The sequence below is a fragment of the Rhizobium sp. 10PS4 genome, from assembly GCF_032464805.1.
Taxonomy (GTDB): domain Bacteria; phylum Pseudomonadota; class Alphaproteobacteria; order Rhizobiales; family Rhizobiaceae; genus Rhizobium; species Rhizobium laguerreae.
Genome location: NZ_JAWDIW010000022.1, coordinates 1 through 25,774 on the forward strand (window position 1 = coordinate 1; position 25,774 = coordinate 25,774).

At 61.6% G+C, this 25,774-nt stretch carries 25 protein-coding genes and 1 pseudogene; 19 read left to right on the top strand and 7 right to left on the bottom strand.

The genetic code is table 11. The features are described from left to right. Positions 1–209 precede the first annotated feature (209 nt). Complete coding sequence (locus tag RWJ89_RS31430; RefSeq protein ID WP_168283364.1) at positions 210–467, top strand: CrpP-related protein; 258 nt, start codon at positions 210–212, stop codon at positions 465–467. A gap of 195 nt (positions 468–662) precedes the next feature. Here the strand turns inward: RWJ89_RS31430 and RWJ89_RS31435 are convergent, their stop codons facing one another. The 6 genes from RWJ89_RS31435 to speB all read right to left on the bottom strand — a co-directional run bounded on the left by RWJ89_RS31435 (position 663) and on the right by speB (position 7,158). Continuing rightward, positions 663–2,465, bottom strand: a complete 1,803-nt coding sequence (locus RWJ89_RS31435; protein ID WP_316031954.1) for an adenine deaminase — start codon at positions 2,463–2,465, stop codon at positions 663–665. A 163-nt stretch (positions 2,466–2,628) separates the two neighbouring features. After that, positions 2,629–3,600: an ornithine cyclodeaminase family protein gene (locus RWJ89_RS31440; protein WP_316031955.1), complete on the bottom strand. Its 972-nt coding sequence runs from the start codon at positions 3,598–3,600 to the stop codon at positions 2,629–2,631. A gap of 157 nt (positions 3,601–3,757) precedes the next feature. Then, the gene (locus tag RWJ89_RS31445) at positions 3,758–4,405 is read right to left on the bottom strand and encodes an amino acid ABC transporter permease (protein ID WP_025396304.1); all 648 of its coding nucleotides are present in this window, start codon (positions 4,403–4,405) and stop codon (positions 3,758–3,760) included. Continuing rightward, entirely contained in the window at positions 4,402–5,070 is a 669-nt protein-coding gene (locus tag RWJ89_RS31450; RefSeq protein WP_131663204.1) for an amino acid ABC transporter permease, read from the bottom strand. The genes RWJ89_RS31445 and RWJ89_RS31450 overlap by 4 nt, the downstream gene beginning before the upstream one ends. 144 nt (positions 5,071–5,214) lie before the next feature. Further along, positions 5,215–6,012, bottom strand: coding sequence for a transporter substrate-binding domain-containing protein (locus tag RWJ89_RS31455; protein WP_316031956.1), 798 nt, complete (start codon positions 6,010–6,012; stop codon positions 5,215–5,217). An 84-nt stretch (positions 6,013–6,096) separates the two neighbouring features. Next, complete coding sequence (gene speB / locus RWJ89_RS31460) at positions 6,097–7,158, bottom strand: agmatinase (RefSeq protein WP_316031957.1); 1,062 nt, start codon at positions 7,156–7,158, stop codon at positions 6,097–6,099. Between the two features lie 197 nt (positions 7,159–7,355). Here speB and RWJ89_RS31465 point away from each other — a divergent pair. The 3 genes and pseudogenes from RWJ89_RS31465 to RWJ89_RS31475 form a co-directional block, all read left to right on the top strand. Further along, positions 7,356–7,612: pseudogene (locus RWJ89_RS31465) on the top strand (TOBE domain-containing protein); the annotation flags it as partial. 131 nt (positions 7,613–7,743) lie between these two features. Continuing rightward, positions 7,744–8,613 carry a LysR family transcriptional regulator gene (locus RWJ89_RS31470; protein WP_316031958.1) on the top strand — a complete coding sequence of 290 codons (870 nt, stop codon included), beginning with the start codon at positions 7,744–7,746 and terminating at the stop codon, positions 8,611–8,613. A 177-nt stretch (positions 8,614–8,790) separates the two neighbouring features. Then, a complete protein-coding gene (locus RWJ89_RS31475; protein ID WP_077977842.1) occupies positions 8,791–9,144 on the top strand; it encodes a RidA family protein in 354 nt (117 codons plus the stop codon). Between the two features lie 73 nt (positions 9,145–9,217). Here RWJ89_RS31475 and RWJ89_RS31480 read toward each other — a convergent pair whose 3' ends face one another. Next, on the bottom strand, positions 9,218–9,709 hold the full coding sequence (locus tag RWJ89_RS31480) for a hypothetical protein (RefSeq protein WP_025396297.1): 492 nt from the start codon (positions 9,707–9,709) through the stop codon (positions 9,218–9,220). Positions 9,710–10,024: 315 nt separating this feature from the next. On the opposite strand from RWJ89_RS31480, the gene sdhC reads away from it, so the two are divergent. The 15 genes from sdhC to RWJ89_RS31555 all read left to right on the top strand — a co-directional run bounded on the left by sdhC (position 10,025) and on the right by RWJ89_RS31555 (position 25,682). Continuing rightward, on the top strand, positions 10,025–10,420 hold the full coding sequence (gene sdhC / locus RWJ89_RS31485) for a succinate dehydrogenase, cytochrome b556 subunit (RefSeq protein ID WP_025396296.1): 396 nt from the start codon (positions 10,025–10,027) through the stop codon (positions 10,418–10,420). Between the two features lie 10 nt (positions 10,421–10,430). Next, on the top strand, positions 10,431–10,811 hold the full coding sequence (sdhD, locus tag RWJ89_RS31490) for a succinate dehydrogenase, hydrophobic membrane anchor protein (protein WP_025396295.1): 381 nt from the start codon (positions 10,431–10,433) through the stop codon (positions 10,809–10,811). 6 nt (positions 10,812–10,817) lie between these two features. Then, positions 10,818–12,659 carry a succinate dehydrogenase flavoprotein subunit gene (gene sdhA / locus RWJ89_RS31495; protein WP_316031959.1) on the top strand — a complete coding sequence of 614 codons (1,842 nt, stop codon included), beginning with the start codon at positions 10,818–10,820 and terminating at the stop codon, positions 12,657–12,659. A gap of 18 nt (positions 12,660–12,677) precedes the next feature. Continuing rightward, complete coding sequence (locus RWJ89_RS31500; RefSeq protein ID WP_316031960.1) at positions 12,678–13,457, top strand: succinate dehydrogenase iron-sulfur subunit; 780 nt, start codon at positions 12,678–12,680, stop codon at positions 13,455–13,457. A 373-nt stretch (positions 13,458–13,830) separates the two neighbouring features. Then, a complete protein-coding gene (locus tag RWJ89_RS31505) occupies positions 13,831–14,346 on the top strand; it encodes a protease inhibitor Inh/omp19 family protein (RefSeq protein WP_316031961.1) in 516 nt (171 codons plus the stop codon). 47 nt (positions 14,347–14,393) lie between these two features. Continuing rightward, positions 14,394–15,557: a cell division protein ZapE gene (zapE, locus tag RWJ89_RS31510; protein ID WP_316031962.1), complete on the top strand. Its 1,164-nt coding sequence runs from the start codon at positions 14,394–14,396 to the stop codon at positions 15,555–15,557. 177 nt (positions 15,558–15,734) lie between these two features. After that, positions 15,735–16,697: a malate dehydrogenase gene (gene mdh, locus RWJ89_RS31515; protein ID WP_222420528.1), complete on the top strand. Its 963-nt coding sequence runs from the start codon at positions 15,735–15,737 to the stop codon at positions 16,695–16,697. 36 nt (positions 16,698–16,733) lie between these two features. Next, positions 16,734–17,927: an ADP-forming succinate--CoA ligase subunit beta gene (gene sucC, locus RWJ89_RS31520; RefSeq protein WP_316031963.1), complete on the top strand. Its 1,194-nt coding sequence runs from the start codon at positions 16,734–16,736 to the stop codon at positions 17,925–17,927. A 19-nt stretch (positions 17,928–17,946) separates the two neighbouring features. Further along, complete coding sequence (gene sucD, locus RWJ89_RS31525; protein WP_065281498.1) at positions 17,947–18,849, top strand: succinate--CoA ligase subunit alpha; 903 nt, start codon at positions 17,947–17,949, stop codon at positions 18,847–18,849. Positions 18,850–19,017: 168 nt separating this feature from the next. Then, complete coding sequence (locus RWJ89_RS31530) at positions 19,018–22,002, top strand: 2-oxoglutarate dehydrogenase E1 component (protein ID WP_168268443.1); 2,985 nt, start codon at positions 19,018–19,020, stop codon at positions 22,000–22,002. 15 nt (positions 22,003–22,017) lie between these two features. After that, positions 22,018–22,326, top strand: coding sequence for a YciI family protein (locus tag RWJ89_RS31535; protein ID WP_011653809.1), 309 nt, complete (start codon positions 22,018–22,020; stop codon positions 22,324–22,326). 39 nt (positions 22,327–22,365) lie between these two features. Next, on the top strand, positions 22,366–23,643 hold the full coding sequence (gene odhB, locus RWJ89_RS31540; protein WP_132611230.1) for a 2-oxoglutarate dehydrogenase complex dihydrolipoyllysine-residue succinyltransferase: 1,278 nt from the start codon (positions 22,366–22,368) through the stop codon (positions 23,641–23,643). Positions 23,644–23,656: 13 nt separating this feature from the next. Further along, entirely contained in the window at positions 23,657–24,406 is a 750-nt protein-coding gene (locus RWJ89_RS31545; RefSeq protein WP_077977835.1) for a DUF4241 domain-containing protein, read from the top strand. Next, on the top strand, positions 24,403–24,933 hold the full coding sequence (locus RWJ89_RS31550) for a hypothetical protein (RefSeq protein ID WP_077977834.1): 531 nt from the start codon (positions 24,403–24,405) through the stop codon (positions 24,931–24,933). The genes RWJ89_RS31545 and RWJ89_RS31550 overlap by 4 nt, the downstream gene beginning before the upstream one ends. Continuing rightward, entirely contained in the window at positions 24,930–25,682 is a 753-nt protein-coding gene (locus RWJ89_RS31555) for an SDR family oxidoreductase (RefSeq protein ID WP_168329272.1), read from the top strand. Before RWJ89_RS31550 ends, RWJ89_RS31555 begins: the two co-directional genes overlap by 4 nt. Positions 25,683–25,774: the final 92 nt, after the last annotated feature.

Consider the following 25,774-nt stretch of genomic DNA (forward strand, 5'->3'; position numbering starts at 1 on the left):
TATTGCAGTTGCATTTTTGTGTGTCACGGCAAGAGTTGGATGCGGGTGGAGGCGGCGGGCGACACCGGCCCGTGGTGGCAGGAGGTTATTCTGGGGTGTGGTCATTGGACGCTTGTCACCGCAACTGTCCCAAATTAACCCATTAATTAGCATTCACTTGCATGCGCGGACTACGATGCTACCGTCGCCGGCATCGTGGGGGATCGCGTATGACGATTGAAGAGCTGATCGATCTGCAGGAAGCGGGCTCAAGGGCGCGGGTGCTCGGCCTGAAGGCTCACGAAAACCCATACCTCGCCGCCCATAGGATGCCGACTGGTGATACCAGCGCCCTCGGCGATTGGCTTGCGCGTCACGACGCGTGGAAGTTCGGATGGGAAGCAGAGGACGCTAGCCGCGAAGATAGAATTGCTGCGCACTTCAAGGATCTGATCTCGACTGCCAAACAACGTGCGCTCGATGCCTAACGTTATTGATCGTGGTTTGTTAGAGCGGTTCAGCTTTTAACGGAAGCGCAGAACCGCTCTATCCTTTTGTTTTTACGCATTCCGGACGGAAAACCGCTTCGCACTTTTCCTGGAATTGCTCTAGCGACAAATTCGGTTTTCTTGCCCCGTCACGGCGAAGGATCGGCACCTCTTTCACCATCGGATTGCCAGCTTTCAGGCCTTTTCGAAGAGCGGCGAGATCACCATTTCCGGCACCAGCACCAGGCCCTTGTCGGTTATCCGGATTTCCGGGATGACCGATAGCGGGATAAGGTTGAAGCCCATATAGGCGATGGTGCAGCCTGCCCTTTCCCATTCGAGCTTCAAGGCCTTTACCTCGTCCGCGACCTGGTGCACGCGCTTGTCGGACAAAAGCCCGGCGATCGGCAGTGGCACCATGGCCGTCACCTTGCCGTCCATGACGACACAGACGCCACCCTGCTTTTCCTCGATCGCGTCGAGCGCCACCTGCATGTCCGCGGCATTGGTGCCGGCGACGATGATGTTGTGGCTGTCGTGGCCGACCGAGGATGCGACAGCCCCTTGTCTGAGCCCGAAGCCGTTGAGCAGTCCGTGGGCGACATTGCCGGCAGACTTGCCGTGACGTTCCACCACCGTCACGAAGCAGAGGTCGTGCTTGTCGAAATGGGCTTGCCAGTCATTGGCCGGTTCCAGCGTGACGATGACATGGCCAAGGGTAATGCCAGGCAGCTCCGTCCTGATCGTATGAGCGACGACCGTCTCCGTCGGTAGGTCCGGTGTCAGCTTGAGATTTTTCGGCAGCTTGACCGTGTGGTAGGCGGCATCCGGATAGCGGTACGGTTTCGATAGGGCTTCGTCGAGGATCGGCGTGATCTTCTTGCCGTCGACGACGAGTTCGCCGCCATACCAGGTGCTGATCGGCGTAAGGTCGTCGCTGAGAAGCACCAGGTCGGCGCGGCGCCCGCCGCCCAGACCGCCGATTTCGCCCTCCATGCCGAACCGCGTCGCGCCGTGCAGCGAACCCATCGCCCAGGCCTCTTCCGGCCTCATGCCGTATTTCACGGCTTCGCGCGTTACCCAGTCCAGGCCGAAGGCGAGCAGATCTTCCGCATCACGGTCGTCGGTGCAGACGGCGACGCGCTTGTGGGAAGCGCCGAGCTCGGTGATCGTCTTGATCGCCTGCGGCAGCGAATGCCAGGGAGTCGTCGGCGGGCCGCCGCGCAGGAAGATCCACACGCCGGCTTCCAGCAGGTCGTCGGCAATGTCGCGGTCGATGGCTTCATGCGTGTCGGTAACGCCGGATGCGGCATAGGCGGCAACGAACTCTCGTCCGTAGACATGGCCCGACACCGGCCTGCCACGCCCGAGTGCTGCAGCCAGGATCGCATGGCTGCGCTCGTCGCCCATCGCAACGGGGACAAAATCCATTTTCTCACCGAGAGCCACGGCTTCCGGCCATTTGTCGAACAGGGCGGCGATCTTGTCCGGCGTCAGGTCGCCGCCGGCTGTTTCCAGATCCGGCGTCGTCGCCGGCACGGTGCTCGGCACGGTTAGGAAGATCGACAGCGGCGCCTGCCGTGCATCCTCGAGCATGGCCTCGACGCCGGCGACGTCCATGACATTGCCGATCTCGTGGCTGTCGCAGAAGATCGTCGTCGTGCCGTTGAGGAGCGCCGCTTCCGCATAGGCGCAGGCCGTCACCATCGAGGATTCGATATGGATATGCGGATCGACCAAGCCCGGGGCGATGATGCCGCCCTTTGCGTCGTAGAGCTTGGCACTCCCGCCTCTGTAGCTGCCGGCCGGCTTCACGGCTGCAATGCGGCCCCCCGAAATCCAGACTTCGCGTCCGTCGAGAAGGCGCTCCGAATAGGTGGACAAGACGCGTGCGCCCTGGATAACCAGGTCGGGTTCGCGACGAGCGGAGGCGACATCCGCAAGACGGCGGGTCATGGTCGAGAGCGGCTGAACGGAGAAGCGGGTAAGCGTGCTCATGTAAACCTCATTTCCAGGGCTCGGGGAGGGCAGGCGAGATTGTAGGGAACGCCGTCGGCGGAAGGAAGCACCAATAGTTCTTGCCTCTGGCGCAGGTCCTGGACTACCGGAGACGAGCAACAGGCGCGTTCCGATCGTTCGCGATCGCCCGGACCAGAAGACGTCAGCCGGCGACCGAGGCGGCTTCATACACCATCGTCGCGGCGGCAAGATCGGCCAACGCCGTTCCGACTGCCTTGTAGAGGGTGATCTCATCGTTGGACGTCCGCGCTGGAACATCCCGGCGGCTCAGCTCGTCAAGTGTCGCACGCACCGCATCTGCAGAAATGACGCCAGCGCTGATCGGCTGAACCAGATCGCCCGCTTCGTGAAGGGCTTCGTGGGTGTCGATATAGACAGACGAGCGTCGAAGCGCCTCGTCATCGGCCTCGCGCATCGCCGGGGTGAAGCCGCCGATCAGATCGACGTGGGTGCCCGGCCGCAGCCATGCGCCGCGGATAAGCGGTGCTGTCGCCAGCGTCGCCGCACTGACGATATCGGCCTGCCGCACTGCTGCTTCCAGATCCGTGACGGCAGTGGCCTGGAGCCCACGTTGCCGGAGGCTCTGCGCCAGTCGTTCGGCGCTGGCGGGATCGATATCCCAGATATCGACATGCGCGATCGGCCGGACGGCGCGGTAGGCATCGGGTATGAGGCTCGCGACGCGGCCTGCGCCGATCACCAGCAGACGGTGGGCGTCCTTTCGGGCAAGATAATCCGCGGCAAGGGCCGATGCCGCTACCGTGCGGCGCGCGGTGATCGTGTTTCCGTCAAGGAGCGCAAGCTGCATCCCGGTCCGGCCATCATAGAGCATGTAGGTCGAGGTCAAACCGGGAATGCCGCTCAGCGTGTTGCCGGGAAAGACGGTGACGATCTTGATGCCAAGGTAGCGCTCCGACCGGTGCGTTTCATGCCAGGCCGGCATCAAAAGCAGCGTCGCATCCGGCTCGCCGCTATTGGCTATCGTGTGGTGATGCCGCACCGGCACGACACAGCCTTCGGCAAATGCTTGCCGCAGGGTCGCGACCAGCGGGCCGAAAGGGAGGAGCTCGCCCGTTGTCCGGGCATCGAGAATACGAATTTGTGTGTCGGTCATTGAAGCGATCTCCCAGTAAGTTCTGACTGCTGGATAAAGCGAGTTCTGTGTGATTGAACGAGAGCCGCGTCGCCTCTGCGCGGCGTATCAGCTTCAACCGGCATCGCCCTTTGGAAAAAACTTCGTTGCGATCGGAATACGGAGCCTTGAGCACCGCTCAGGCAAACGCCGCTTTCTTCTCCAGCATTCTGGCGTATTGCGTCAGCGGATAGCACAGGGCGAAGAAGATCACCGCGACGAGACCGTAGACCTTGAAAGGTTCGAAGGTCGCGTTGTTGATGGCGTTTGCGGTTTTCAGCAGTTCGTCGAAGCCGAGGATCGAGGCCAGTGCGGTGCTCTTGATCAACTGGACCAAGAACCCGACGGTCGGCGCGCGGGTGATCCGGAAAGCCTGCGGCAGGATGATAAGGCGAAGTTCGAGGAGACGATGCAAGCCCAGGCTGGCTGCGGCGTCCCATTGCCCGCGCGGCACTGCCTCGACACCGCTCCGCCAGATTTCGGCAAGATAAGCGCTGGCGTAGAACGTTAGACCGCAGACGGCGGCGGTCCATGACTCGATCCGGAAGCCGAGCATCGGCAGGCCGAAGAACATCAAAAACAGCTGCATCAGGAGCGGCGTTCCCTGAAACAGGGCAATGTAGCCGGATGCGAAGCTGCGCGGCCAGCGTGTTTTCGATATCCGTGCAGATAGAATCGCCAGGCCAACGATGGCGCCGCCGGCAAAGGCTGCGAGCGAAAGCAGCAGGGTCCAGCGTGTCGCGAAGACAAGATTGCGCAGAATGTCCCAAAAGGTGAACTCAATCATGTCAGACCGGCTCCCAGAAAACGGCGTTTCCCGGCGAAAAGGAGCCGGCGAAGTGCGGCGGACATCGAAAGGTAGATCAACGTCGCCACCAGATAGGTCTCGAAGGAGCGAAAGGTGCGTGATTGAAGCAGATCGGCCTCCTGCGCCAACTCGCGGATGGATATTTGCGAAACCACCGCCGATTCCAGCATCATGATGATGATCTGGCTCGTTAGCGCCGGAAAAATGATGGCGATCGCCTGCGGCAGGATGATCTTGAAGAACACCAGCCGAGGCCTGAGGCCGAGTGCCTGCGCCGCCTCTTTCTGGCCTCTCGGTATGGCATCGAGCCCGGCCCCGACCACCTCGATCGTGTAGGCCGCCATGTTGAGGGTCATGGCAAGCACGGCGGCAGTGATCGGATCGAGGCGAATGCCGAGGCTAGGCAAGCCAAAGAAGATGAAGAACAGCTGCACCAGGAATGGCGTGTTGCGCATGATTTCCACATACAGGCCGACGACCTTGCGCAACCATGGATAAGGTCCCCGGCGCACGGCCGCGCCGAGAATGCTGAGAACGATCCCGAGGACCGATGTGGAGACCGTCAGTGCAAGCGTCGTGCCTGCGCCATAAGCCAGAGCTCCCATTCCGTCCCAAAGCCAATTGAAATCGAGGCTGTATTTCATCGCTTGTCCTTTGGAGCCGGATGATCCGGGCCGGGTCGGCCCGAAATCCCGATCCGCCTCTCAAGCAAAGAATTGAAGCATGATGCCACCGCAATCGCTTGCAGTTTTCGGCATCATGCTCTGGTGAGTGGGAGGCCGCCCTCGTCAGTCCTTCAGGTTTTCAGGATTGAGCGGCGCTTTCAGCCAGTTCTTCGAGCTCGCGTCGAGCGAACCATCGGCGATCATTGCGGCGACGCTGTCGTTGACAGCCTTCTTCAGGCCTTCCTCGCCCTTGCGGAGCGCGATGTGCGAGGGGGAGCTGAGGAGCTGGAACTTCTGCTCCGGCTTCAGCTCCTCCTGTCGTGCGAGAACCTGCGCACCGACATCGTTGCCGACGACCATCAACTGGGTCTGGCCGGATATGAAGGCCTGGATGACCGAATTATAGTTCTCGAAACGCTGGATCGCAGCCGAGCCGGGGGCGACGGCCGTCAGCGACGTGTCTTCGAGCGTCCCACGATTGACGGCAACGGTCTTGTCGGCGAGGTCTTCCTTGCCGCTGACCTTCAGCGCAGCCGGACCAATGACGGCGATATAATAGGGTGCGTACGGGGCCGCAAAATCGATAACCTCGGCGCGCTCCTTCGAATAGCCGACGCTCATCAGCAGGTCGACGCGGTCGTCGTTCAGGTAGGCGATCCTGTTCTGGCCAGTAACGCTAACCAGATTGAGTTTCACGCCGAGCCCGTCGGCGATCTTCTGAGCGACATCGACGTCATAGCCCTTGATGCTCATATCGGCGCTTGCCGAAGAGAAGGGCGGGAAATCGGAGAAGATGCCGATGTTGATCTCGCCTGCGGCCTTGATATCGGCAAGTTCGTCGGCCTGTGCGGCCCCTGCCAGAATGCCGAACACGGCAATTGCCGCGGTGGCGGTGTAGCGCAATTTCATAAGAGCAGTCATGTCGTTCCCCTTTTTGAGACGTGTTGTGCGACAGGTGATGGATGGCAGCGGGCACGAGGCACGCTGCCGTTGTGGAGCTGGTTCTCAGGTCAGCTTTGTCCTGACCGCGGGACTGAACATCGCGAGGCACAGGAGTTCGAAAAGCACCTGCGCCGCGATCTGCGCGGTGTTGGTGGTGTTGTCGTATTGCGGCGCGATTTCCACGACGTCGCCGCCGACGAGGTTGATGCCCTTGAAGCCGCGCAGCAGGGTCAGGGCTTCCCTCGGCTGAAGCCCGCCGACTTCTGGCGTGCCGGTTCCCGGGGCGAAGGCCGGATCGAGGCTATCCACGTCGAAACTGAGATAGGTCGGACCGGCACCGACAACCTCCAGAGCCTTTGCGATCACCGCCTTGAGCCCCATCTCCGCCACCTCTTCGGCGTGAATGACGGTCATGCCGGAGGCAAAGGAGAACTCCCAGAGATATTCGCCGCCGCCGCGGATGCCGATCTGTATCGTACGCTTCGGATCGAGCACGCCTGCCAGAACCGCCTCGCGGAAGGGCGCACCGTGATGGAACTTCGAGCCCTCATAGGGACCGGCGGTGTCGCAATGAGCATCGATGTGGATCATGCCGACCGGCTGGCTAGCCGCCAGGCCCTTGAGAATGGCGCCGGAGATCGAATGGTCGCCGCCGACCGACAGCGGGATAACTCCGGTCGCCGCGATCATCCGGTAGCAGGCCTCGATGTCGGCATGGCATTCGGCCAGGCCGAACCGGCTGCGCATCGGCGCGTCGCCGACATCGGCGACCTTTAGCCCTCCCATCGGCGCGACACGCAGAACATGTTCGTAGGGGCCTATACGCTCGATCGCCCGGACGGCCCGCGGCCCCAGCCGCGCGCCGGCGCGATTGGTGACGCCGAGGTCCATCGGCACGCCGATCAGAGCCACGTCAAGCGCCTCAAGCACCTCGGGCCGCAAGCCGTTCTCGATGAAACTGGCATCCAGAAAGGTCGCAGGATCGGCGAAGGGCCATTTGCGGCTGTCGCCGTCCTTGAATACGCTCGCCGCCACGGCGCGGAAGTGCGGATCTTCCATCTCCCCGCCTGCAGCGCTGCCGAAGCGCTTTCTCAAGTCCTCCAGAAAATCCCGGTCAATGGTCAAGGCAGGCTCCCACGGTCTGATGCTGCCATCATCATCGGGGCCGCACGCTTCTCTTGGAACCGCGAAAATTCAAGAGGGGATATAACGATTCTTGATAGACCAGGCCTGCCGAGGCTCCGCGAGGCGGGCAATGCGTTCATCAGTATGTTCAGAAAACTTTATAAGCCGGCGAGAATTTTCCCACTACCGCGGTTGGAAACCTCAGGCGCCGCCGAGATTTGCGTGAGGCCGGAAAGCGTCGAGATATCGTCCGGCGCTCCGGGTGCCGGAGCCATGACCGGACGCGTTGCCGACGTCGTGACACTCGGTGCCTTCAGGCATGTTGTTCTGGACCTCGTCAGTGGCGACCGGATAATCTCGGCTTGCTCCGAACCGTCCAGACATAGCCTTCGCGCGCGGGCAGGAGATCAGCGTTTCGATTCCGCCCGAGGCATGCGTTCTGTTCGCGCGATAAGCTGGCATTGACCGGGCGCAGCTTGCGCTCGCCCGGGGCTAAGGGTCACCAGTTGCCGGAAGGACATGGTTCGTCCAATATCCACTCGTAGGCAGAGAGGCCCTCGGCTCTCGATCGCCACAAAGTATGGAATGCGGCTTCTGATGCTTGATCTTGATTCCTATCTGCTTCGTGCATTTCTGACGGTCGCGGAGATCGGCACCGTCAATGGAGCAGCCGTCAAGCTGAACAGAACGCAGGCGGCCGTGAGCATGCAGATCCGCAAGCTGGAGGAGCTTGTCGGCGTTACGCTGTTTTCGCGTTCATCAAAGGGCCTCGAGCTGACGAGCCATGGGCAGATCATGCTGGCTTATGCCCGCGAAATGGTCGCCCTCAGCGACGAGGTCGGGAAAAGGCTGACAGGCAAGATGATCGAGGACCGCATTCGCCTCGGCGTCGTTGAGGACTTCGCAGCCGGCCACCTGATCGACATTCTTAGTGCCTTCAGAGCCCAGAACCCGAAGGTCGAGATCGACATCATTGTCGAGCCGAATCGCCGCCTCGCCAAACTGTTTGAAGACAGGAAGCTGGATCTCGTGGTTTGCGACATCACCTGCCTCTCGCGAAAACCGACGCTGATCTGGACCGAATATTTGATGTGGACGGTCAGATCCGACTTCGTGGCGGATGCGGAAAAGCCGCTTCCCATCATTATGTTCGAGGAGGAGTGCCCCTGGACGCTCCCGACGATTGCGGCGCTGTCCCAGCGGAACGTCAAGTGGAAGACGACGTGCGTCGCATCGACGCTGGTCGCTATGGCGACCGCGGTTCGCGTCGGTATCGGTATCGCGCCAATGATGCTCAACACGAAACCGGAGGGCTGCCGGACGCTTGACAGATCGGCGGACCTGCCCGGTCCGGTGCGCATCGAGATCGGTCTCTATGCTCAACCCGAGACGGCCGAAGGCGCGCGCTACCTTGTGGACTTCATTTCGCGGCATACGGCCATATTGTCCAGCTAGAGCATGATGCCGAAAAGTGTGATCGGTTTTCGGACAACATTCTGCTCGAGGAGCGTTCAGCTTCCATTATATCGGGTCAATTTAATTCGCTCTACCGGACTGGCGAGCGAAGCCCCACAGTGATCCATGAAGGGTCGACGACCCAATCTCAAGCATTCATGGAAGTCTGCGAATACGATGATGGGGCAAGCCAAAGTTGACGAAACTCTCCTCGCGGCTGCCGCCTATCTGCCCGGCCAGGTCGCAAACCTCACGAGGGGAGCGAGCGTGACGGCGCAAACCAACGAAATACTGGAGCGCATCGATGACATGCTGCTGCGCGAAGGTACCGACAAGTCAGAGATCATTCTCGCCAACATCTGGCTCAGGGACCTTGCCTCATTCGAAGAAATGAACGGAGCCTGGGATGCTTGGATGCCGAATAGCGGAACGCCACGGCGGGCGACGTTTGAGGACAAGAATCTCCCGCCGATGTGCGCCATCCGTATTGACGTAGCCGCGTCGCGAAAGAGTGGGGCCGGGCAAATTTGAGCCGCCTGCGTTCGTCATCTTCCTACCCTTGTCAGCGAAGCCGGACCGGAATTGCGCCCTTCGGCATCATGCGCTAAGGCCGGATGACGCAGACATTGGCCTCATAGGTGCAGGGATCGTCCTGCACTGCAATATCGATGACTTTCGCCTTTGGGGCTAGCGGCTCACGCCGTGCGGGGGGATAGAAGCCATAGCCCTCGCCGCCGACATAGGTTCCGCCATCGGCCTGATAGACGTAAGACGTGCCGGCATAGGTGTCGCCGACGTCGCGCTGCGCCTGGGGTACGACGACAACGATATTGTTGCGGGTGACGCGGTTGGTCGCCGGCGAGGAAAAATGTTTCAGGAACGGCATCCGTTCTTTGCGGTTCCGAGATCGATAGGCATTGTCGAAACGGATGCTGCGATTGCGCCAGTTCACACGTTCGCCGAGAAGCAGTCCGCCATGAAAAGCGTGGCGGTGGTCGGAAAAGCGGCGATCATGACGGCGGTCGCCGGCTTCGGCGGGAAGTGCAGCAAGCGCGGACAGGGCAAGCAGGGCGACTGCGGACAGACTGCGAAACATGGGTGGCCGGCCTCCGGAATTCCGATCCCTAACAAATCGTTAACGCCAGATTGCGCCAAAAGCCGGAGCTTGTCCATTCAGCTCGGACAACCGGCACAAAATTTGAGCGGAAAAAACCAGTTTCTTTAGCCTGCAAACTTCCCGGTAACGCGAATCGATTAAATTAAAAGCAGACAGCGATTGTGCTTGTCGTCGGCGTTCCCGGTGATTAAACGTCGCAATTGATGCAACGCACACAGAGAATTTTGTCATTCGTGTGGTTGACTGAGCATGCTCCGAAATCCGGGAGCGCAGAGAAGCCGCCGCGAGGTTCTGATGGCGAACGTGACAAATAACCGGCCCCTATCGCCGCATCTGCAGATCTACAAACCTATTCCCACCATGGTCATGTCCATCGTTCACCGCATTACCGGTAGCGCGCTCTACGTCGGCACGCTGCTCGTCGCCTGGTGGCTGATCGCGGCGGCAAGCGGCCAGGGCTCCTATGACTGGGCCAACTGGGTGCTCGGCAGCCTTCTCGGCAAGCTCGTGCTTCTCGGCTACACTTGGGCGCTGCTGCACCACATGCTCGGCGGCTTCCGCCATCTCATGTGGGACCTCGGCTATGGCTTCGGGAAAGAATTCTCGACCAAGCTCGCCATCGCCAACATCATCGGGTCGCTCTGTCTGACCGTGCTGGTCTGGGTGATCGGCTTCCTCATTCGCTTCTGAAGGTCCTCTCATGGATATGCGCACCCCCCTCGGCAAGGTTCGCGGGCTCGGCTCCGCCAAGGACGGCACGGATCATTTCTGGCGTCAGCGACTGACGGCCGTCGCCAATGTTCCGCTCATCCTCTTCTTCGTCATCTTCATGCTCGCCTATGCCGGCGCGCCTTATGCGGATGTGGTTCGCGCGCTGTCGAACCCCTTCGTCGCGGTCGTCATGGGGCTGATGGTGATCTCCGGCGTCATTCACATGAGGCTCGGCATGCAGGCCATCATCGAGGATTATGTGCATGGCGAATTCGGCAAGGTCGCTCTCCTGATGCTGAACACGTTCTTTGCGATCCTGATCGCCGGCCTCTGTCTCTTCGCCATTCTGAAAATCGCATTCGTAGGATAAGCTGATATGGCACCGACTTCACCCGCCCAGAATGGCAAAGCCTACAAGTATGTCGATCATTCCTACGACGTGATCGTCGTCGGCGCCGGCGGCGCCGGGCTGCGCGCGACGCTCGGCATGGCCGAGCAGGGTTTCCGCACGGCCTGCATCACCAAGGTATTCCCGACCCGTTCGCATACGGTCGCTGCCCAGGGCGGCATCGCCGCCTCGCTGCGCAACATGACGCCGGACAGCTGGCAGTGGCATCTCTACGACACCGTCAAGGGTTCCGACTGGCTCGGCGACGTCGACGCCATGCAGTATCTCACCATGGAAGCGCCGAAGGCGGTCTATGAGCTCGAACATTACGGCGTGCCGTTCTCGCGCAACGAGGAAGGCAAGATCTATCAGCGCCCGTTCGGCGGCCACATGCAGAATTACGGCGAAGGCCCGCCGGTACAGCGCACTTGCGCCGTTGCCGACCGTACCGGCCACGCCATCCTGCATACGCTCTACGGCCAGTCGCTGCGCAACAATGCCGAATTCTTCATCGAGTACTTCGCACTCGACCTGATCATGTCGGAAGACGGCAGCCGCTGCGTCGGCGTCGTTGCCTGGTGCCTCGATGACGGGACGATCCATCGCTTCGCCGCCAAGATGGTGGTGCTGGCGACCGGCGGCTACGGCCGCGCCTATTTCTCGGCCACATCCGCCCACACCTGCACCGGCGACGGCGGCGGCATGGTGGCGCGTGCCGGCCTGCCGCTGCAGGACATGGAATTCGTCCAGTTCCATCCGACCGGCATCTACGGTTCGGGCTGTCTGATCACCGAAGGCGCGCGCGGCGAAGGCGGTTACCTCGTCAATTCCGAGGGCGAGCGCTTCATGGAGCGTTATGCCCCTTCGGCCAAGGACCTTGCCTCGCGCGACGTCGTTTCGCGCTGCATGACTCTGGAAATCCGCGAGGGCCGCGGTGTCGGCAAGGCGAAGGACCACATCTTCCTGCATCTCGATCATCTCGATCCGGCCGTTCTTCATGAGCGCCTGCCGGGGATTTCCGAGAGCGCCAAGATCTTCGCCGGCGTCGACGTCACGCGCGAACCGATCCCGGTTCTGCCGACCGTTCACTACAATATGGGCGGCATTCCCACGAATTATTGGGGCGAAGTGCTGAATGCCGACGGTGCCAATCCGGAACGGATCATTCCCGGCCTGATGGCGGTGGGTGAAGCCGGCTGTGCCTCGGTGCACGGCGCGAACCGCCTCGGCTCCAACTCGCTGATCGACCTCGTGGTCTTCGGCCGGGCCGCTGCGATCCGCGCCGGCGAGGTCATCGACCGCGCAGCGCCGATCCCGCATCTCAACGTCGGAGCCTGCGACAAGATCATGGACCGTTTCGACGGTCTGCGTCATGCCAGCGGCGGCACGCCGACGGCGGAACTGCGCGAGAAGATGCAGCGCGCCATGCAGGAAGACGCCGCGGTGTTCCGGACGCAGGAATCGCTGGAATCCGGTTGCCGGCGCATCTCGGCAATCTGGGGCGAGATGAAGGACATCAAGGTCACCGACCGCTCGATGATCTGGAACTCGGATCTGGTCGAGACGCTGGAGCTGCAGAACCTGATGGCCAACGCCATCACGACGATCTACGGCGCCGAAGCCCGCAAGGAGAGCCGCGGTTCGCATGCACGCGAGGATTATACCGAGGGTGCTTTCGCCGGTCGCGACGACGTCAACTGGCGCAAACACACGCTCGCCTGGGTCAACGAGGCCGGCAACGTCAAGCTCGACTACCGGCCGGTTCACACCGAGCTCATTGCCGAAGGCATCGATCCGCATAAGATCGAGCCGAAGGCTCGCGTGTACTGATCTCAAGAGGAACCGGACATGGTTGAACTCGCTCTCCCCAAGAATTCTCAGATGCGCGAAGGCAAGGTCTGGCCGAAGCCGGCGGATGCCAAGAACACCCGCGAGTTCCGCGTCTACCGCTGGAGCCCGGACGACGGTCAGAACCCGTCGATCGACACCTTCCACATCGATGTCGACGATTGCGGGCCGATGGTGCTCGACGGTCTTCTCTATATCAAGAACAAGATCGACCCGACGCTGACGCTGCGCCGCTCCTGTCGCGAGGGCATCTGCGGCTCCTGCGCGATGAATATCGACGGCACGAACACGCTCGCCTGCACCAAGGGCCTCGACGATATCAAGGGCGCGGTGAAGATCTATCCGCTGCCGCATCTGCCCGTCGTCAAGGATCTGGTGCCCGACCTCACCAACTTCTATGCCCAGCACCGTTCGATCGAGCCATGGCTGAAGACGGTGTCGCCGGCGCCGGCCAAGGAATGGAAGCAGAGCCACGAGGACCGGCAGAAGCTCGACGGCCTCTATGAATGCATCCTTTGCGCCTGCTGCTCGACCTCCTGTCCGAGCTACTGGTGGAACGGCGACCGCTATCTCGGTCCGGCCGTTCTGCTGCAGGCCTATCGCTGGCTGATCGATTCCAGAGACGAGGCGACCGGCGAGCGCCTCGACAATCTCGAGGATCCGTTCCGTCTCTATCGCTGCCACACGATCATGAACTGCGCGCAGACCTGCCCGAAGGGCCTCAACCCGGCCAAGGCGATCGCCGAAATCAAGAAGATGATGGTCGAGCGCCGGGTTTGATCAGCCTCGGTACCGATGGCGGAAGAGACGGCTTCGATCCAGAAGCCGTCACCGAGATCAGGTCGCGGTACGCGAACAGGGCGTGCGCACCGGTCCCGGTGCAATCCTTCTGCAAGATGCGGTGAGGCACTATTCCGAGACATTGCGCGCGTTCGACAGGGATCCTGACAGAGATGAACGCGGGCAACACCTTGCTGACAAATTCTATGTGCAGGAAGTTTGCAGCGGGACAGTTGAACTGTATCGTTTTTCGGTTAGTTGTTGTCACGGGCAATTTATGCTGCCCGACTTGATTAACCAAAGCGAATTACGATAATCGGACTTGTCTCACGCCCGTTTCTCTACGGCGATGGCCGAATTCAGGAGTATGATGATGCAGTTGCGATATGCGATGACAGGTCTGGTGGTGGCTCTCGCGCTAGCCGGTTGTCAGCGTACGGCATATGATTACAGCTCCAACGCCAGTGCCGGCCCGGCGCCGTTGACGGCGCAGCCGGTTCCCTCGGTGCAGGGCGGGCAGCTTCCGCCGCCGACCGGCAGCTCGCAGTTTCCGGCCGCGCCGGCGTCAGCGTCGCCGATGCCGGGCGCCCAGCCTGGCGCAATGGCCGCCAATGCGCTCGATATCACCAAGGAATCGATGGTCGGAAGCTGGCGTGTCAACGGCAGCTGCGACATGTTCCTGACGCTCACCAATCTCGGCAGCGGTTCGCGCGGCGGAACGCGTGGCTGCGTCGGCGAGCTGACGGCGATGGGCTCCTGGGAGGTCGCCGGCAAACAGGTGCTGCTCAAGGACCGCTCGGGCAACCAGCTCGGTAGCGTCTACAAGACGGCCGACAACCGCTTCGAGGGGCAGACGAGCACAGGCCAGTCGATCAGTCTCAGCCGGTAAATGTTCCGGCGGATCTCCGCCGTTGACTGACAGGCGGATATGCCCTCATGCAACCAATGCCGGATTATGCGCTCAGCGTCTGCGAACAGCTTAAAGCGCTGACCGCATCGGGCGCCCTCCAGGTCGATTCCGCTCAGATGGATGTGGCAAAGAGCCTCGACCGGGTGCTCGCCGGGCTGAAGCAGCGGCGGCCGGCGGCAAAATCGAGCGCTCTCGGCTGGCTGTTTGCCGCCAAGAAGAAATCCGCCGACGGCATCAAGGGGCTTTACATCCACGGCAGCGTCGGGCGCGGCAAGACCATGCTGATGGACATGTTTTTCGCGATGGCGCCGTGCCGGAAGAAGCGCCGGGCGCATTTCCACGAATTCATGGCAGATGTGCATAACCGTATCGCGGCGCACCGGCTGAAGCTCAAGAACGGCGAGACGAAGCAGGCCGATCCGATGCCGCCAGTCGCCGCAGCACTCTACGACGAGGCAGAACTGCTCTGCTTCGACGAGTTCACGGTCACCGACATCGCCGATGCGATGATCCTGTCGCGGCTATTCTCCGAGCTTTTCGCGCGCGGATGCGTGCTGGTCGCGACCTCGAACGTCGAGCCCGACAATCTCTACCGGGATGGTCTCAATCGCGGCCTCTTCCTGCCCTTCGTCGCCTTGCTCAAGCAGCATGTCGATATCGTCACCCTGGATTCGTTGACCGACTACAGGATGGAGAAGCTGAGCAGCCAGCCGGTCTATCTGGTGCCGATCAACGACCATAACGACATGGCGATGGATGCGTCCTGGACGCAGGCGCTGCATGGGCGCAAGGCGCAGCCGTTGGATATTCCGATGAAGGGGCGCCACATCCATGTGCCGCTCGCCGTCGACCGCATGGCGCGGTTCTCTTTCGCCGATCTTTGCGAAAAGCCGCTCGGGGCGGTCGACTTCCTGGCCATCGCCGAGCGTTTCGATACGGTCTTCGTCGATCACATTCCCTTGCTCGGGCCGGAAAAGCGGAACCAGATCAAACGTTTCATCATTCTGGTCGATACGTTCTACGATCATGCCGTGCGGCTTTACATTTCTGCGGCGGCCATGCCGGAGGAACTGCTGCTGCACCGCCGGGGCACCGAGGGCTTCGAATTCGACCGCACGGCATCGCGCCTGTTCGAGATGCGCAGTGCGGAATATCTTGCGCTGCACCATGAAAAACGCGCCGCAGAGTAACAATTTGGTGACAGAATACCTTACGTTTACGTAAGAATTTTTGTATCTAAACGATTGAAAACGCTGCATCAAAAATAATGGATTGCCATTTTTTGGCTTTGGGTCTATGCGATTGCGTCATTGGGCGGTGCCTTGCGCGTCCGTTCGACGAATTTGATCGCAAAGGAAACAGCGAAAATGGCGCGTAACAAGATCGCACTCATTGGTTCTGGCATGATTGGTGGCACGCTGGCGCACCTCGCCGGCCTGAAGGAACTGGGCGACATCGTTCTCTTCGACATCGCCGACGGTATTCCCCAGGGCAAGGGTCTCGATATTTCGCAGTCGTCGCCGGTCGAAGGCTTCGACGTCAATCTGACGGGCGCCAGCGACTATTCCGCGATCGAAGGCGCTGACGTCTGCATCGTCACGGCGGGCGTCGCCCGCAAGCCCGGCATGAGCCGCGACGACCTTCTCGGCATCAACCTCAAGGTCATGGAGCAGGTCGGCGCCGGCATCAAGAAATATGCCCCGAACGCCTTCGTGATCTGCATCACCAACCCGCTCGACGCCATGGTCTGGGCGCTGCAGAAGTTTTCCGGCCTTCCGGCCAACAAGGTCGTCGGCATGGCCGGCGTTCTCGACTCCTCGCGCTTCCGTCTCTTCCTCGCCAAGGAATTCAACGTGTCCGTCCAGGACGTCACGGCCTTCGTTCTCGGTGGCCACGGCGACACGATGGTACCGCTCGCCCGTTATTCGACGGTTGGCGGCATTCCACTCACCGATCTCGTCACCATGGGCTGGGTCACCAAGGAGCGCCTCGAAGAGATCATCCAGCGCACCCGTGATGGCGGCGCGGAAATCGTCGGCCTGCTGAAGACCGGCTCGGCCTATTACGCCCCGGCCGCCTCGGCGATCGAGATGGCCGAATCCTACCTAAAGGACAAGAAGCGGGTCCTGCCCTGCGCAGCCCACCTCTCCGGTCAGTACGGCGTCAAGGACATGTATGTCGGCGTTCCCACCGTCATCGGCGCCGGCGGCGTCGAGCGCATCATCGAGATCGACCTCAACAAGGCCGAGAAGGAAGCCTTCGACAAGTCCGTCGGCGCCGTCGCCGGTCTCTGCGAAGCCTGCATCAATATCGCGCCTGCCCTCAAGTAGTCGATGGGCTGAAGTAATCGAAACAGGGATACACCCATGAACATTCATGAATATCAGGCCAAGGCTCTGCTGAAGGGTTATGGCGCGCCGGTTGCCGAAGGTGTGGCTATTCTCAAAGTTGAAGAAGCCGAGGCCGCCGCCAAGTCGCTTCCCGGTCCGCTTTACGTGGTCAAGAGCCAGATCCATGCCGGCGGCCGCGGCAAGGGCAAGTTCAAGGAACTGTCGCCGGAAGCCAAGGGCGGCGTGCGTCTCGCCAAGTCGATCGACGAAGTCGTCGCCCATGCCAAGGAAATGCTGGGCAACACGCTGGTGACGGCGCAGACGGGCGAAGCCGGCAAGCAGGTCAACCGGCTTTACATCGAAGACGGCGCGGACATCGCTCGCGAGCTCTATTGCTCGCTGCTGGTCGACCGCTCGGTCGGTCGCGTGGCTTTCGTGGTCTCCACCGAAGGCGGCATGGACATCGAAGCTGTCGCCCACGACACGCCTGAGAAGATCCAGACGATCGCCATCGATCCGCAAGCCGGCGTGACGGCTGCCGACGTTGCTGCGATCTCCAAGGCTTTTGAGCTCGAGAGTGCTGCCGCCGAAGATGCCAAGACGCTTTTCCCGATGCTCTACAAGGCCTTCGGCGAGAAGGACATGGCTCTGCTGGAGATCAATCCGCTGATCGTCATGAAGGACGGCCACCTGCGCGTCCTCGATGCCAAGATGTCTTTCGATGGCAATGCGCTCTTCCGTCACGACGACGTCAAGGCGCTGCGCGACGAGACCGAAGAAGACGCCAAGGAAATCGAGGCCTCGAAGTGGGACCTCGCCTATGTCGCGCTCGACGGCAACATCGGCTGCATGGTCAATGGTGCGGGCCTTGCCATGGCAACGATGGACATCATCAAGCTCTACGGCAAGGAGCCGGCTAACTTCTGCGACGTCGGCGGCGGCGCCGGCAAGGAGAAGGTTGCTGCGGCTTTCAAGATCATCACCGCAGACCCCAAGGTCGAAGGCATTCTCGTCAACATCTTCGGCGGCATCATGAAGTGCGACGTCATTGCCGAGGGCGTGATTGCCGCGGTCAAGGAAGTCGGCCTCAAGGTTCCGCTCGTCGTGCGCCTTGAAGGCACCAATGTCGAGCTCGGCAAGAAGATCCTGAACGAGTCGGGTCTGGCGATCACGGCGGCTGACGACTTGGACGATGCGGCCAAGAAGATCGTCGCGGCGATCAACGGCTAATTTTGAAGGATCTGAAAGAATGTCTATTCTCGTCAATAAAGACACCAAGGTCCTCGTTCAGGGTCTGACCGGCAAGACCGGCACGTTCCACACCGAACAGGCGCTTGCTTACTACGGCACGCAGATGGTCGGCGGTATCCATCCGAAGAAGGGTGGCGAAACCTGGACCGGCGCAAAGGGCGAAAGCCTGCCGATCTTCGCAACCGTTGCCGAGGGCAAGGAAAAGACCGGCGCCAACGCGACCGTCATCTATGTCCCGCCGGCGGGAGCCGCAGACGCGATCATCGAGGCGATCGACGCCGAGATCCCGTTCATCACCTGCATCACCGAAGGCATCCCGGTCATGGACATGGTGCGGGTCAAGGCTCGCCTCGACCGCTCCAAGTCGCGGCTGCTCGGTCCAAACTGCCCGGGTATCATGACGCCGGAAGAATGCAAGATCGGCATCATGCCGGGCTCGATCTTCCGCAAGGGTTCGGTCGGTATCGTTTCCCGCTCGGGCACGCTGACCTATGAAGCCGTGTTCCAGACCTCCAATGAAGGTCTCGGCCAGACGACGGCCGTCGGTATCGGCGGCGACCCGGTCAAGGGCACCGAGTTCATCGACGTCCTGGAAATGTTCCTGGCCGATGAAGCGACCCAGTCGATCATCATGATCGGTGAAATCGGTGGTGCGGCTGAAGAAGACGCAGCCCAGTTCCTCAAGGACGAAGCCAAGAAGGGCCGCAAGAAACCGATGGCTGGCTTCATTGCCGGCCGTACGGCGCCGAAGGGCCGCACCATGGGCCATGCCGGCGCTGTGGTTTCCGGCGGCAAGGGCGATGCGGAATCGAAGATCGCGGCGATGGAATCGGCAGGCATCAAGGTATCGCCCTCTCCGGCCCGCCTCGGCAAGACGCTGGTTGAAGTCCTCAAGGGCTAAGCCACCTATATAGACCGGGCGGAGGAACGGCATCTGTGCTCCCGCCCGGCCTCGACACGAGACCAGCAGATGCGCCGCGGACAGGCGGCAATCGGAATGCGGCAGCCGGCCATCAAGCCGGCAAATTCATCAAAGTCAGGAGGCGGACGGAAGCGTCCGCATATCACCATGGCACGGCAAGAAGCCAACGAGCAGTTTCAGATCACCTCGTTTCTGGATGGCGCCAACGCTGCCTATATCGAGCAGCTCTACGCGCGGTACGAAGAAGATCCGGCATCGGTCGACGATCAGTGGCGGTCCTTCTTCAAGGCGCTGGAGGAGGATCCCAGCGATGTGAAAAGGGCGGCCAAGGGCGCTTCCTGGCGCAAGAAGAACTGGCCGCTTCAGGCAAGCGGCGATCTGGTATCGGCTCTCGATGGCGACTGGGGCATCGTCGAGAAGGTGATCGAAACCAAGGTCAAGGCCAAGGCCGAAGCTCAGGGCAAGCCTGCCGACAGCACCGAGGTGCTGCAGGCGACGCGCGATTCCGTGCGCGCCATCATGATGATCCGCGCCTACCGCATGCGCGGCCACTTGCATGCCAAGCTCGACCCGCTCGGCATCGCCGCTCCCGTTGACGACTATCACGAACTCTCGGCGGAGAATTACGGCTTCACGGCCGCCGATTACGATCGCAAGATCTTCATCGACAACGTGCTCGGCTTGGAATACGCGACCATCCGCGAGATGATCGGGATCCTTGAGCGCACCTATTGCTCGACGCTCGGCGTCGAATTCATGCATATCTCCAATCCGGAAGAAAAGGCCTGGATCCAGGAGCGCATCGAAGGACCGGACAAGGGTGTGGCCTTTACGCCGGAAGGCAAGAAGGCGATCCTTGCCAAGCTCGTCGAAGCCGAAGGCTACGAACAGTTCCTCGACGTCAAGTTCAAGGGCACGAAGCGTTTCGGTCTCGACGGCGGCGAATCGCTGATCCCGGCGCTGGAGCAGATCCTCAAGCGCGGCGGCCATCTTGGCCTCAAGGAAGCCGTGTTCGGCATGGCCCATCGCGGCCGCCTGAACGTGCTCTCCCAGGTCATGGGCAAGCCGCACCGGGCGATCTTCCACGAGTTCAAGGGCGGCTCGGCCGCTCCTGACGAGGTCGAGGGCTCGGGTGACGTCAAGTACCATCTCGGCGCCTCCTCCGACCGCGAATTCGACGGCAACAAGATCCACGTTTCGCTGACGGCGAACCCGTCGCATCTCGAAATCGTCGATCCCGTCGTCATGGGCAAGGCCCGCGCCAAGCAGGATATGAACGCCACCGTCTGGGACGGCGACATCATCCCGCTTTCCGAACGCGCCAAGGTTCTGCCACTGCTGATCCATGGCGACGCGGCCTTTGCCGGCCAGGGTGTCATTGCCGAAATCCTCGGCCTTTCCGGTCTGCGCGGCCACCGCGTCGCCGGCACCATGCATGTGATCATCAACAACCAGATCGGCTTCACGACCAACCCGGCCTTTTCGCGCTCGTCGCCTTATCCGTCCGACGTCGCCAAGATGATCGAGGCGCCGATCCTGCACGTCAACGGCGACGATCCGGAAGCGGTGGTCTATGGGGCGAAGATCGCCACCGAATTCCGCATGAAGTTCCACAAGCCTGTTGTGCTCGACCTGTTCTGCTACCGCCGCTACGGCCACAATGAAGGCGACGAACCGTCCTTCACGCAGCCGAAGATGTACAAGGTGATCCGCGCCCACAAGACCGTGCTGCAGCTCTATGCGGCCCGTCTCGTCGCCGAGGGCCTGCTGACCGACGGTGAAGTCGAGAAGATGAAGGCCGATTGGCGCCTCCATCTCGAACAGGAATTCGAGGCCGGCCAGCAGTACAAGCCGAACAAGGCCGACTGGCTAGACGGCGAGTGGTCAGGCCTGCGCACGGCCGACAATGCCGACGAGCAACGCCGCGGCAAGACCGCCGTGCCGATGAAGACGCTGAAGGAGATCGGCCGCAAGCTCTCTGAGATCCCGGCTGGCTTCAACGCGCACCGCACGATCCAGCGCTTCATGGAAAACCGCGCCAACATGATCGCCACCGGCGAGGGTATCGACTGGGCGATGGCCGAAGCGCTCTCCTTCGGCGCGCTCTGCGTCGAAGGCAGCAAGATCCGCCTGTCCGGCCAGGATTGTGAACGCGGCACCTTCTCGCAGCGTCACTCGGTTCTCTACGATCAGGAAACCGAAGAGCGTTATATCCCGCTCGCCAATCTTTCGCCGACGCAGGGGCGCTACGAAGTCATCAATTCGATGCTTTCGGAAGAGGCCGTGCTCGGTTTCGAATATGGCTATTCGCTCGCCCGCCCGAATGCGCTGACGCTCTGGGAAGCACAGTTCGGCGATTTCGCCAACGGTGCGCAGGTTGTCTTCGACCAGTTCATCTCGTCGGGCGAACGCAAGTGGCTGCGTATGTCGGGCCTCGTCTGCCTGCTGCCGCACGGCTATGAAGGTCAGGGTCCCGAACACTCCTCGGCCCGCCTCGAGCGTTTCCTGCAGCTTTGCGCGGAAGACAACATGCAGGTCGCCAATGTCACGACGCCGGCGAACTACTTCCACATCCTGCGCCGGCAGCTGAAGCGCGATTTCCGCAAGCCGCTGATCCTGATGACGCCGAAGTCGCTGCTGCGCCACAAGCGGGCGGTTTCGACGCTTGCCGAAATGGCCGGCGAATCCGCCTTCCATCGCCTGCTCTGGGACGATGCCGAGGTGATCAAGGATGGTCCGATCAAGCTGCAGAAGGACAACAAGATCCGCCGCGTCGTCATGTGCTCCGGCAAGGTCTATTACGATCTTCTCGAAGAGCGTGAAAAGCGCGGTATCGACGACGTCTATCTCTTACGTGTCGAACAGCTCTATCCGTTCCCGGCTAAGGCGCTGATCAACGAGCTGTCGCGCTTCCGCAATGCCGAGATGGTCTGGTGCCAGGAAGAGCCGAAGAACATGGGCGCATGGTCGTTCATCGACCCCTTCCTCGAATGGGTGCTCGCCCATATCGACGCGAAATACCAGCGTGTCCGCTATACCGGCCGTCCGGCCGCCGCCTCGCCGGCGACGGGCCTGATGTCCAAGCATCTGTCGCAGCTCGCCGCATTCCTCGAGGATGCATTGGGCGGTTAAAACAAGGGGGGCGCAATGGCTTATTTCTTTCTGAGACTGCAGCCGCCGCGCCCCACTTTCCCGCATGACGGGACCGGGGAGGAAATGGCGGCGATGAAACGCCATGCCGAATACTGGCATCGGAACGCTCTTGCGGGATCGGCGATTATCGTCGGCCCCGTCTTCGAGGGTGAAGGCGCCTGGGGCATGGCGATCGTCGAGGTCGAGGATCAGGCGGCGGCGCAGGTTCTTGCCGACGGCGATCCGATCATCGCTTCCGGCTTCGGTTTCCGTTTCGATATCCTGCCGATGCCCTCGATCATCTCGCGGCCGCCCGCCGTCTGAAACGCATAAACGAAAACACACGAAATCAGGATCTGAACAATGGCCACAGAAATCCGCGTTCCAACTCTCGGTGAATCCGTCAGCGAGGCAACCGTCGGCACCTGGTTCAAGAAGGTCGGCGACGCCATCAAGGCCGACGAGCCGATTCTCGAGCTTGAAACCGACAAGGTGACCATCGAAGTTCCAGCACCCGCCTCCGGCACGCTTTCGGAAATCGTTGTCGCTGCCGGCGAGACTGTCGGCCTTGGCGCATTGCTCGGCCAGATCGCCGAAGGTGCAGCCGCTGCCGCCGCGCCTGCTGCCGCTGCACCGGCCGCCGCGCCTGCTGCTCCGGCTCCCGCCCAACCGGCCGCTGCTGCTCCGGCCCAGCCGGCGGTTGCCGCCGCTGCTGCGTCGTCGTCGAGCGCCTCCGTCTCCACCATGCCGCCGGCACCGGCAGCTTCGAAGATGCTTGCTGAAAACAACCTTTCCGCCGATCAGGTCGACGGTAGCGGCAAGCGCGGCCAGGTGCTGAAGGGCGACGTCATCGCCGCCGTTGCCAAGGGCATTTCCGCTCCGGCGGCCGCACCGGCGGCGACGCCTGCCGCCGCGCGTGGCCCGTCGACGGTCGAGGATGCCTCGCGCGAAGAGCGCGTGAAGATGACGCGCCTGCGCCAGACGATCGCCAAGCGCCTCAAGGATGCGCAGAATACTGCCGCCATGCTGACCACCTATAACGAGGTGGACATGAAGGCGGTCATGGATCTGCGCAACAAGTACAAGGACATTTTCGAGAAGAAGCACGGCGTCAAGCTTGGCTTCATGGGCTTCTTCACCAAGGCGGTGACGCATGCGCTGAAGGAACTGCCGGCCGTCAACGCCGAAATCGACGGCACCGACGTCATCTACAAGAACTACTGCCATGTCGGCATGGCCGTCGGCACGGACAAAGGTCTCGTCGTTCCCGTCATCCGCGACGCCGACCAGATGTCGATCGCCGAAATCGAGAAGGAGCTCGGCCGTCTTGCCAAGGCAGCCCGTGATGGCTCGCTCTCCATGGCCGACATGCAGGGCGGCACCTTCACCATCACCAATGGCGGCGTCTACGGTTCGCTGATGTCTTCGCCGATCCTCAACGCACCGCAGTCCGGCATTCTCGGCATGCACAAAATCCAGGAGCGGCCGGTTGCGATCGGCGGCCAGGTGGTCATCCGTCCGATGATGTATCTGGCGCTGTCCTACGATCACCGCATGGTCGACGGCAAGGAAGCGGTCACCTTCCTCGTGCGCGTCAAGGAAAGCCTGGAAGATCCGGAACGTCTGGTTCTCGATCTCTAAGGGAGCGTTTTCGATGCGGAACCGGATCATGCGGGCGGCGCGCCTTCTTTTTTGCGCTGCCGCCGCGCATGTCCCGGTCTCCGCATCGGCTGCCGGCTGGGATATCGGCAAGGCAAGCAGCAATTTCGAGCTGGTGGCGCTTGGCGATGCCGAGCTTTCCGGGCGGTCGATCGGCGTCATCCATATGGGCAATGTCGAACTGACCTCGGGGCGCATCGTTGCCGCCGATCCGCTGGCCCAGCCCGACCGTCCGGCACTCGCAAGAACGGTCGCGCCGGGCGAATATCCGGTGACGCTCTACCAGGCCTTCGGGCGCATCGCCGCTGCCAGCATGCGGTTTGCCGAGGGCAAGCCGGATCGTTGGGAGCTTGCGGTCCTGCCAGGGCAGGAGCCGGCGACGCTGAAGGACGGCGAGATTTTCGGCTATCCCGTCGATGCCGGTCTCGGCTGCTACATGGATGCCGATACGCTTGATTTGATCGAAGAGCGCGAGGCCCAGGTGCAGGCGCAGAAAGCGGATTCCGACGTCAACTATTACGACGACGTGCTGGCGTCGGACCTCGACGCCAGCAAGGGCATCTATGCGCTGCACCGGCCGGTCGCCGGCAGACGAGGCAATGTCGCGGTGTTCTGGAGCGGCTGGGGTGACGGTTTCTATCCTGTCTTCTGGGGGCTCGACAGGCATGGCCGCGCGCTGGTGCTGCTGACGGATTTCAGCGTTGTCGAGAATGCGGACGGGCGCAAGGAGCCGAAGCTGCAATGAGGGGAAGGACCGGGATCATGACGAGACGGACAGGCGTGGCTGCAATCGCAGCCGCCGCGTTTTTCGTCGTTCCGGCATCCACCTTCGCTGCCGCATGCAAGCAGGAGCAGGCCGTTTACGTCGATCGCGACGGTGCCTATGAATTGCGCTTTGCACCGCTGAATTCTCCATCGGCCGCCGCCAGCAACCAGTTCAAGTTCAGCGCGCTGAAGACACCTGTCGTGATGGAAGGTTATGTCATGCCATCGGAAGATCCGGTGCGCGCCATCGGCATCTTGATGTTCAACTGCCCCGAGGGTGATGCGACCGGCGCCGATCTCAATGCCTGCACGGTCTGGCAGGGCGCCGTCTATGGCATGGATGCCGAGGGCGAGATGGACAATCTGCAGCCCGAAGGTGCGGCGGCGGCTGAAAAACTCGTGCTTCCCGGCCTTGGTCCTGCCATCCGCGAATCCAGCGCCTGGGGCGAGGGCAAGGCCGTGGTGGCACCCTGGGACGTGCTGACATTTAAGGAGTGTGCGACATGAGCGATGCACCTGTTGTTCTCATTACCGGCGGAAGCCGGGGTATCGGCGCCGCGGCTTCACGGCTCGCCGCGCGCCAGGGCTGGCGTGTCGCGGTGAACTACGCCGCCAACCGTCAAGCTGCGGATGCCGTCGTGGCTGCGATTGTCGCGGATGGCGGCGAGGCCGTGGCGATCCAGGGCGATGTCGGTAAGGCTGCGGATATCGTCTCGATGTTCACGGCAGTCGATCGGCAATTCGGCCGGCTCGACGGGCTCGTCAACAATGCCGGCATCGTCGATTATCCCCAGCGCGTCGACGAGATGTCGGTAGAGCGGATCGAGCGCATGCTGCGCGTCAATGTGACCGGGTCGATACTCTGCGCGGCAGAGGCCATACGCCGCATGTCGAGCCGGCATGGCGGCAAGGGCGGGGCGATCGTCAACATCTCGTCGATGGCGGCGATCCTCGGTTCGGCGACGCAGTATGTCGACTATGCCGCCTCGAAGGCGGCGATCGACACGTTCACCGTCGGGCTGGCGCGTGAGGTCGCAGCCGAGGGTATCCGCGTGAATGCGATAAGGCCCGGCGTCATCGAAACCGACCTTCATGCCTCCGGCGGCCTGCCGGATCGGCCGCGCGAACTGGCGCCCTCGATCCCGATGCAGCGCGCGGGCACGCCCGAGGAGGTGGCCGATGCGGTCCTCTATCTTCTGTCACCTTCGGCCTCCTATATCACCGGCGCGATCCTCAATGTGAGCGGCGGCCGCTAGAGCAACGGGCGAAAAACAGCATGCAGTATATTATCGAATTCCTCGGCCTGATATCGCGCGCGGCCGATTAAACAAAAATCCAAAGGGAAAGA

What these genes read in the sequence shown, in the direction of transcription:
- RWJ89_RS31430 (WP_168283364.1), top strand. Translation starts at nt 210, where the DNA reads ATGACGATTGAAGAGCTGATCGATCTGCAGGAAGCGGGCTCAAGGGCG.
- RWJ89_RS31435 (WP_316031954.1), bottom strand. Translation starts at nt 2,465, where the DNA reads ATGAGCACGCTTACCCGCTTCTCCGTTCAGCCGCTCTCGACCATGACC.
- RWJ89_RS31440 (WP_316031955.1), bottom strand. Translation starts at nt 3,600, where the DNA reads ATGACCGACACACAAATTCGTATTCTCGATGCCCGGACAACGGGCGAG.
- RWJ89_RS31445 (WP_025396304.1), bottom strand. Translation starts at nt 4,405, where the DNA reads ATGATTGAGTTCACCTTTTGGGACATTCTGCGCAATCTTGTCTTCGCG.
- RWJ89_RS31450 (WP_131663204.1), bottom strand. Translation starts at nt 5,070, where the DNA reads ATGAAATACAGCCTCGATTTCAATTGGCTTTGGGACGGAATGGGAGCT.
- RWJ89_RS31455 (WP_316031956.1), bottom strand. Translation starts at nt 6,012, where the DNA reads ATGACTGCTCTTATGAAATTGCGCTACACCGCCACCGCGGCAATTGCC.
- RWJ89_RS31470 (WP_316031958.1), top strand. Translation starts at nt 7,744, where the DNA reads ATGCGGCTTCTGATGCTTGATCTTGATTCCTATCTGCTTCGTGCATTT.
- RWJ89_RS31475 (WP_077977842.1), top strand. Translation starts at nt 8,791, where the DNA reads ATGATGGGGCAAGCCAAAGTTGACGAAACTCTCCTCGCGGCTGCCGCC.
- RWJ89_RS31480 (WP_025396297.1), bottom strand. Translation starts at nt 9,709, where the DNA reads ATGTTTCGCAGTCTGTCCGCAGTCGCCCTGCTTGCCCTGTCCGCGCTT.
- sdhC (WP_025396296.1), top strand. Translation starts at nt 10,025, where the DNA reads ATGGCGAACGTGACAAATAACCGGCCCCTATCGCCGCATCTGCAGATC.
- sdhD (WP_025396295.1), top strand. Translation starts at nt 10,431, where the DNA reads ATGGATATGCGCACCCCCCTCGGCAAGGTTCGCGGGCTCGGCTCCGCC.
- sdhA (WP_316031959.1), top strand. Translation starts at nt 10,818, where the DNA reads ATGGCACCGACTTCACCCGCCCAGAATGGCAAAGCCTACAAGTATGTC.
- RWJ89_RS31500 (WP_316031960.1), top strand. Translation starts at nt 12,678, where the DNA reads ATGGTTGAACTCGCTCTCCCCAAGAATTCTCAGATGCGCGAAGGCAAG.
- RWJ89_RS31505 (WP_316031961.1), top strand. Translation starts at nt 13,831, where the DNA reads ATGCAGTTGCGATATGCGATGACAGGTCTGGTGGTGGCTCTCGCGCTA.
- zapE (WP_316031962.1), top strand. Translation starts at nt 14,394, where the DNA reads ATGCAACCAATGCCGGATTATGCGCTCAGCGTCTGCGAACAGCTTAAA.
- mdh (WP_222420528.1), top strand. Translation starts at nt 15,735, where the DNA reads ATGGCGCGTAACAAGATCGCACTCATTGGTTCTGGCATGATTGGTGGC.
- sucC (WP_316031963.1), top strand. Translation starts at nt 16,734, where the DNA reads ATGAACATTCATGAATATCAGGCCAAGGCTCTGCTGAAGGGTTATGGC.
- sucD (WP_065281498.1), top strand. Translation starts at nt 17,947, where the DNA reads ATGTCTATTCTCGTCAATAAAGACACCAAGGTCCTCGTTCAGGGTCTG.
- RWJ89_RS31530 (WP_168268443.1), top strand. Translation starts at nt 19,018, where the DNA reads ATGGCACGGCAAGAAGCCAACGAGCAGTTTCAGATCACCTCGTTTCTG.
- RWJ89_RS31535 (WP_011653809.1), top strand. Translation starts at nt 22,018, where the DNA reads ATGGCTTATTTCTTTCTGAGACTGCAGCCGCCGCGCCCCACTTTCCCG.
- odhB (WP_132611230.1), top strand. Translation starts at nt 22,366, where the DNA reads ATGGCCACAGAAATCCGCGTTCCAACTCTCGGTGAATCCGTCAGCGAG.
- RWJ89_RS31545 (WP_077977835.1), top strand. Translation starts at nt 23,657, where the DNA reads ATGCGGAACCGGATCATGCGGGCGGCGCGCCTTCTTTTTTGCGCTGCC.
- RWJ89_RS31550 (WP_077977834.1), top strand. Translation starts at nt 24,403, where the DNA reads ATGAGGGGAAGGACCGGGATCATGACGAGACGGACAGGCGTGGCTGCA.
- RWJ89_RS31555 (WP_168329272.1), top strand. Translation starts at nt 24,930, where the DNA reads ATGAGCGATGCACCTGTTGTTCTCATTACCGGCGGAAGCCGGGGTATC.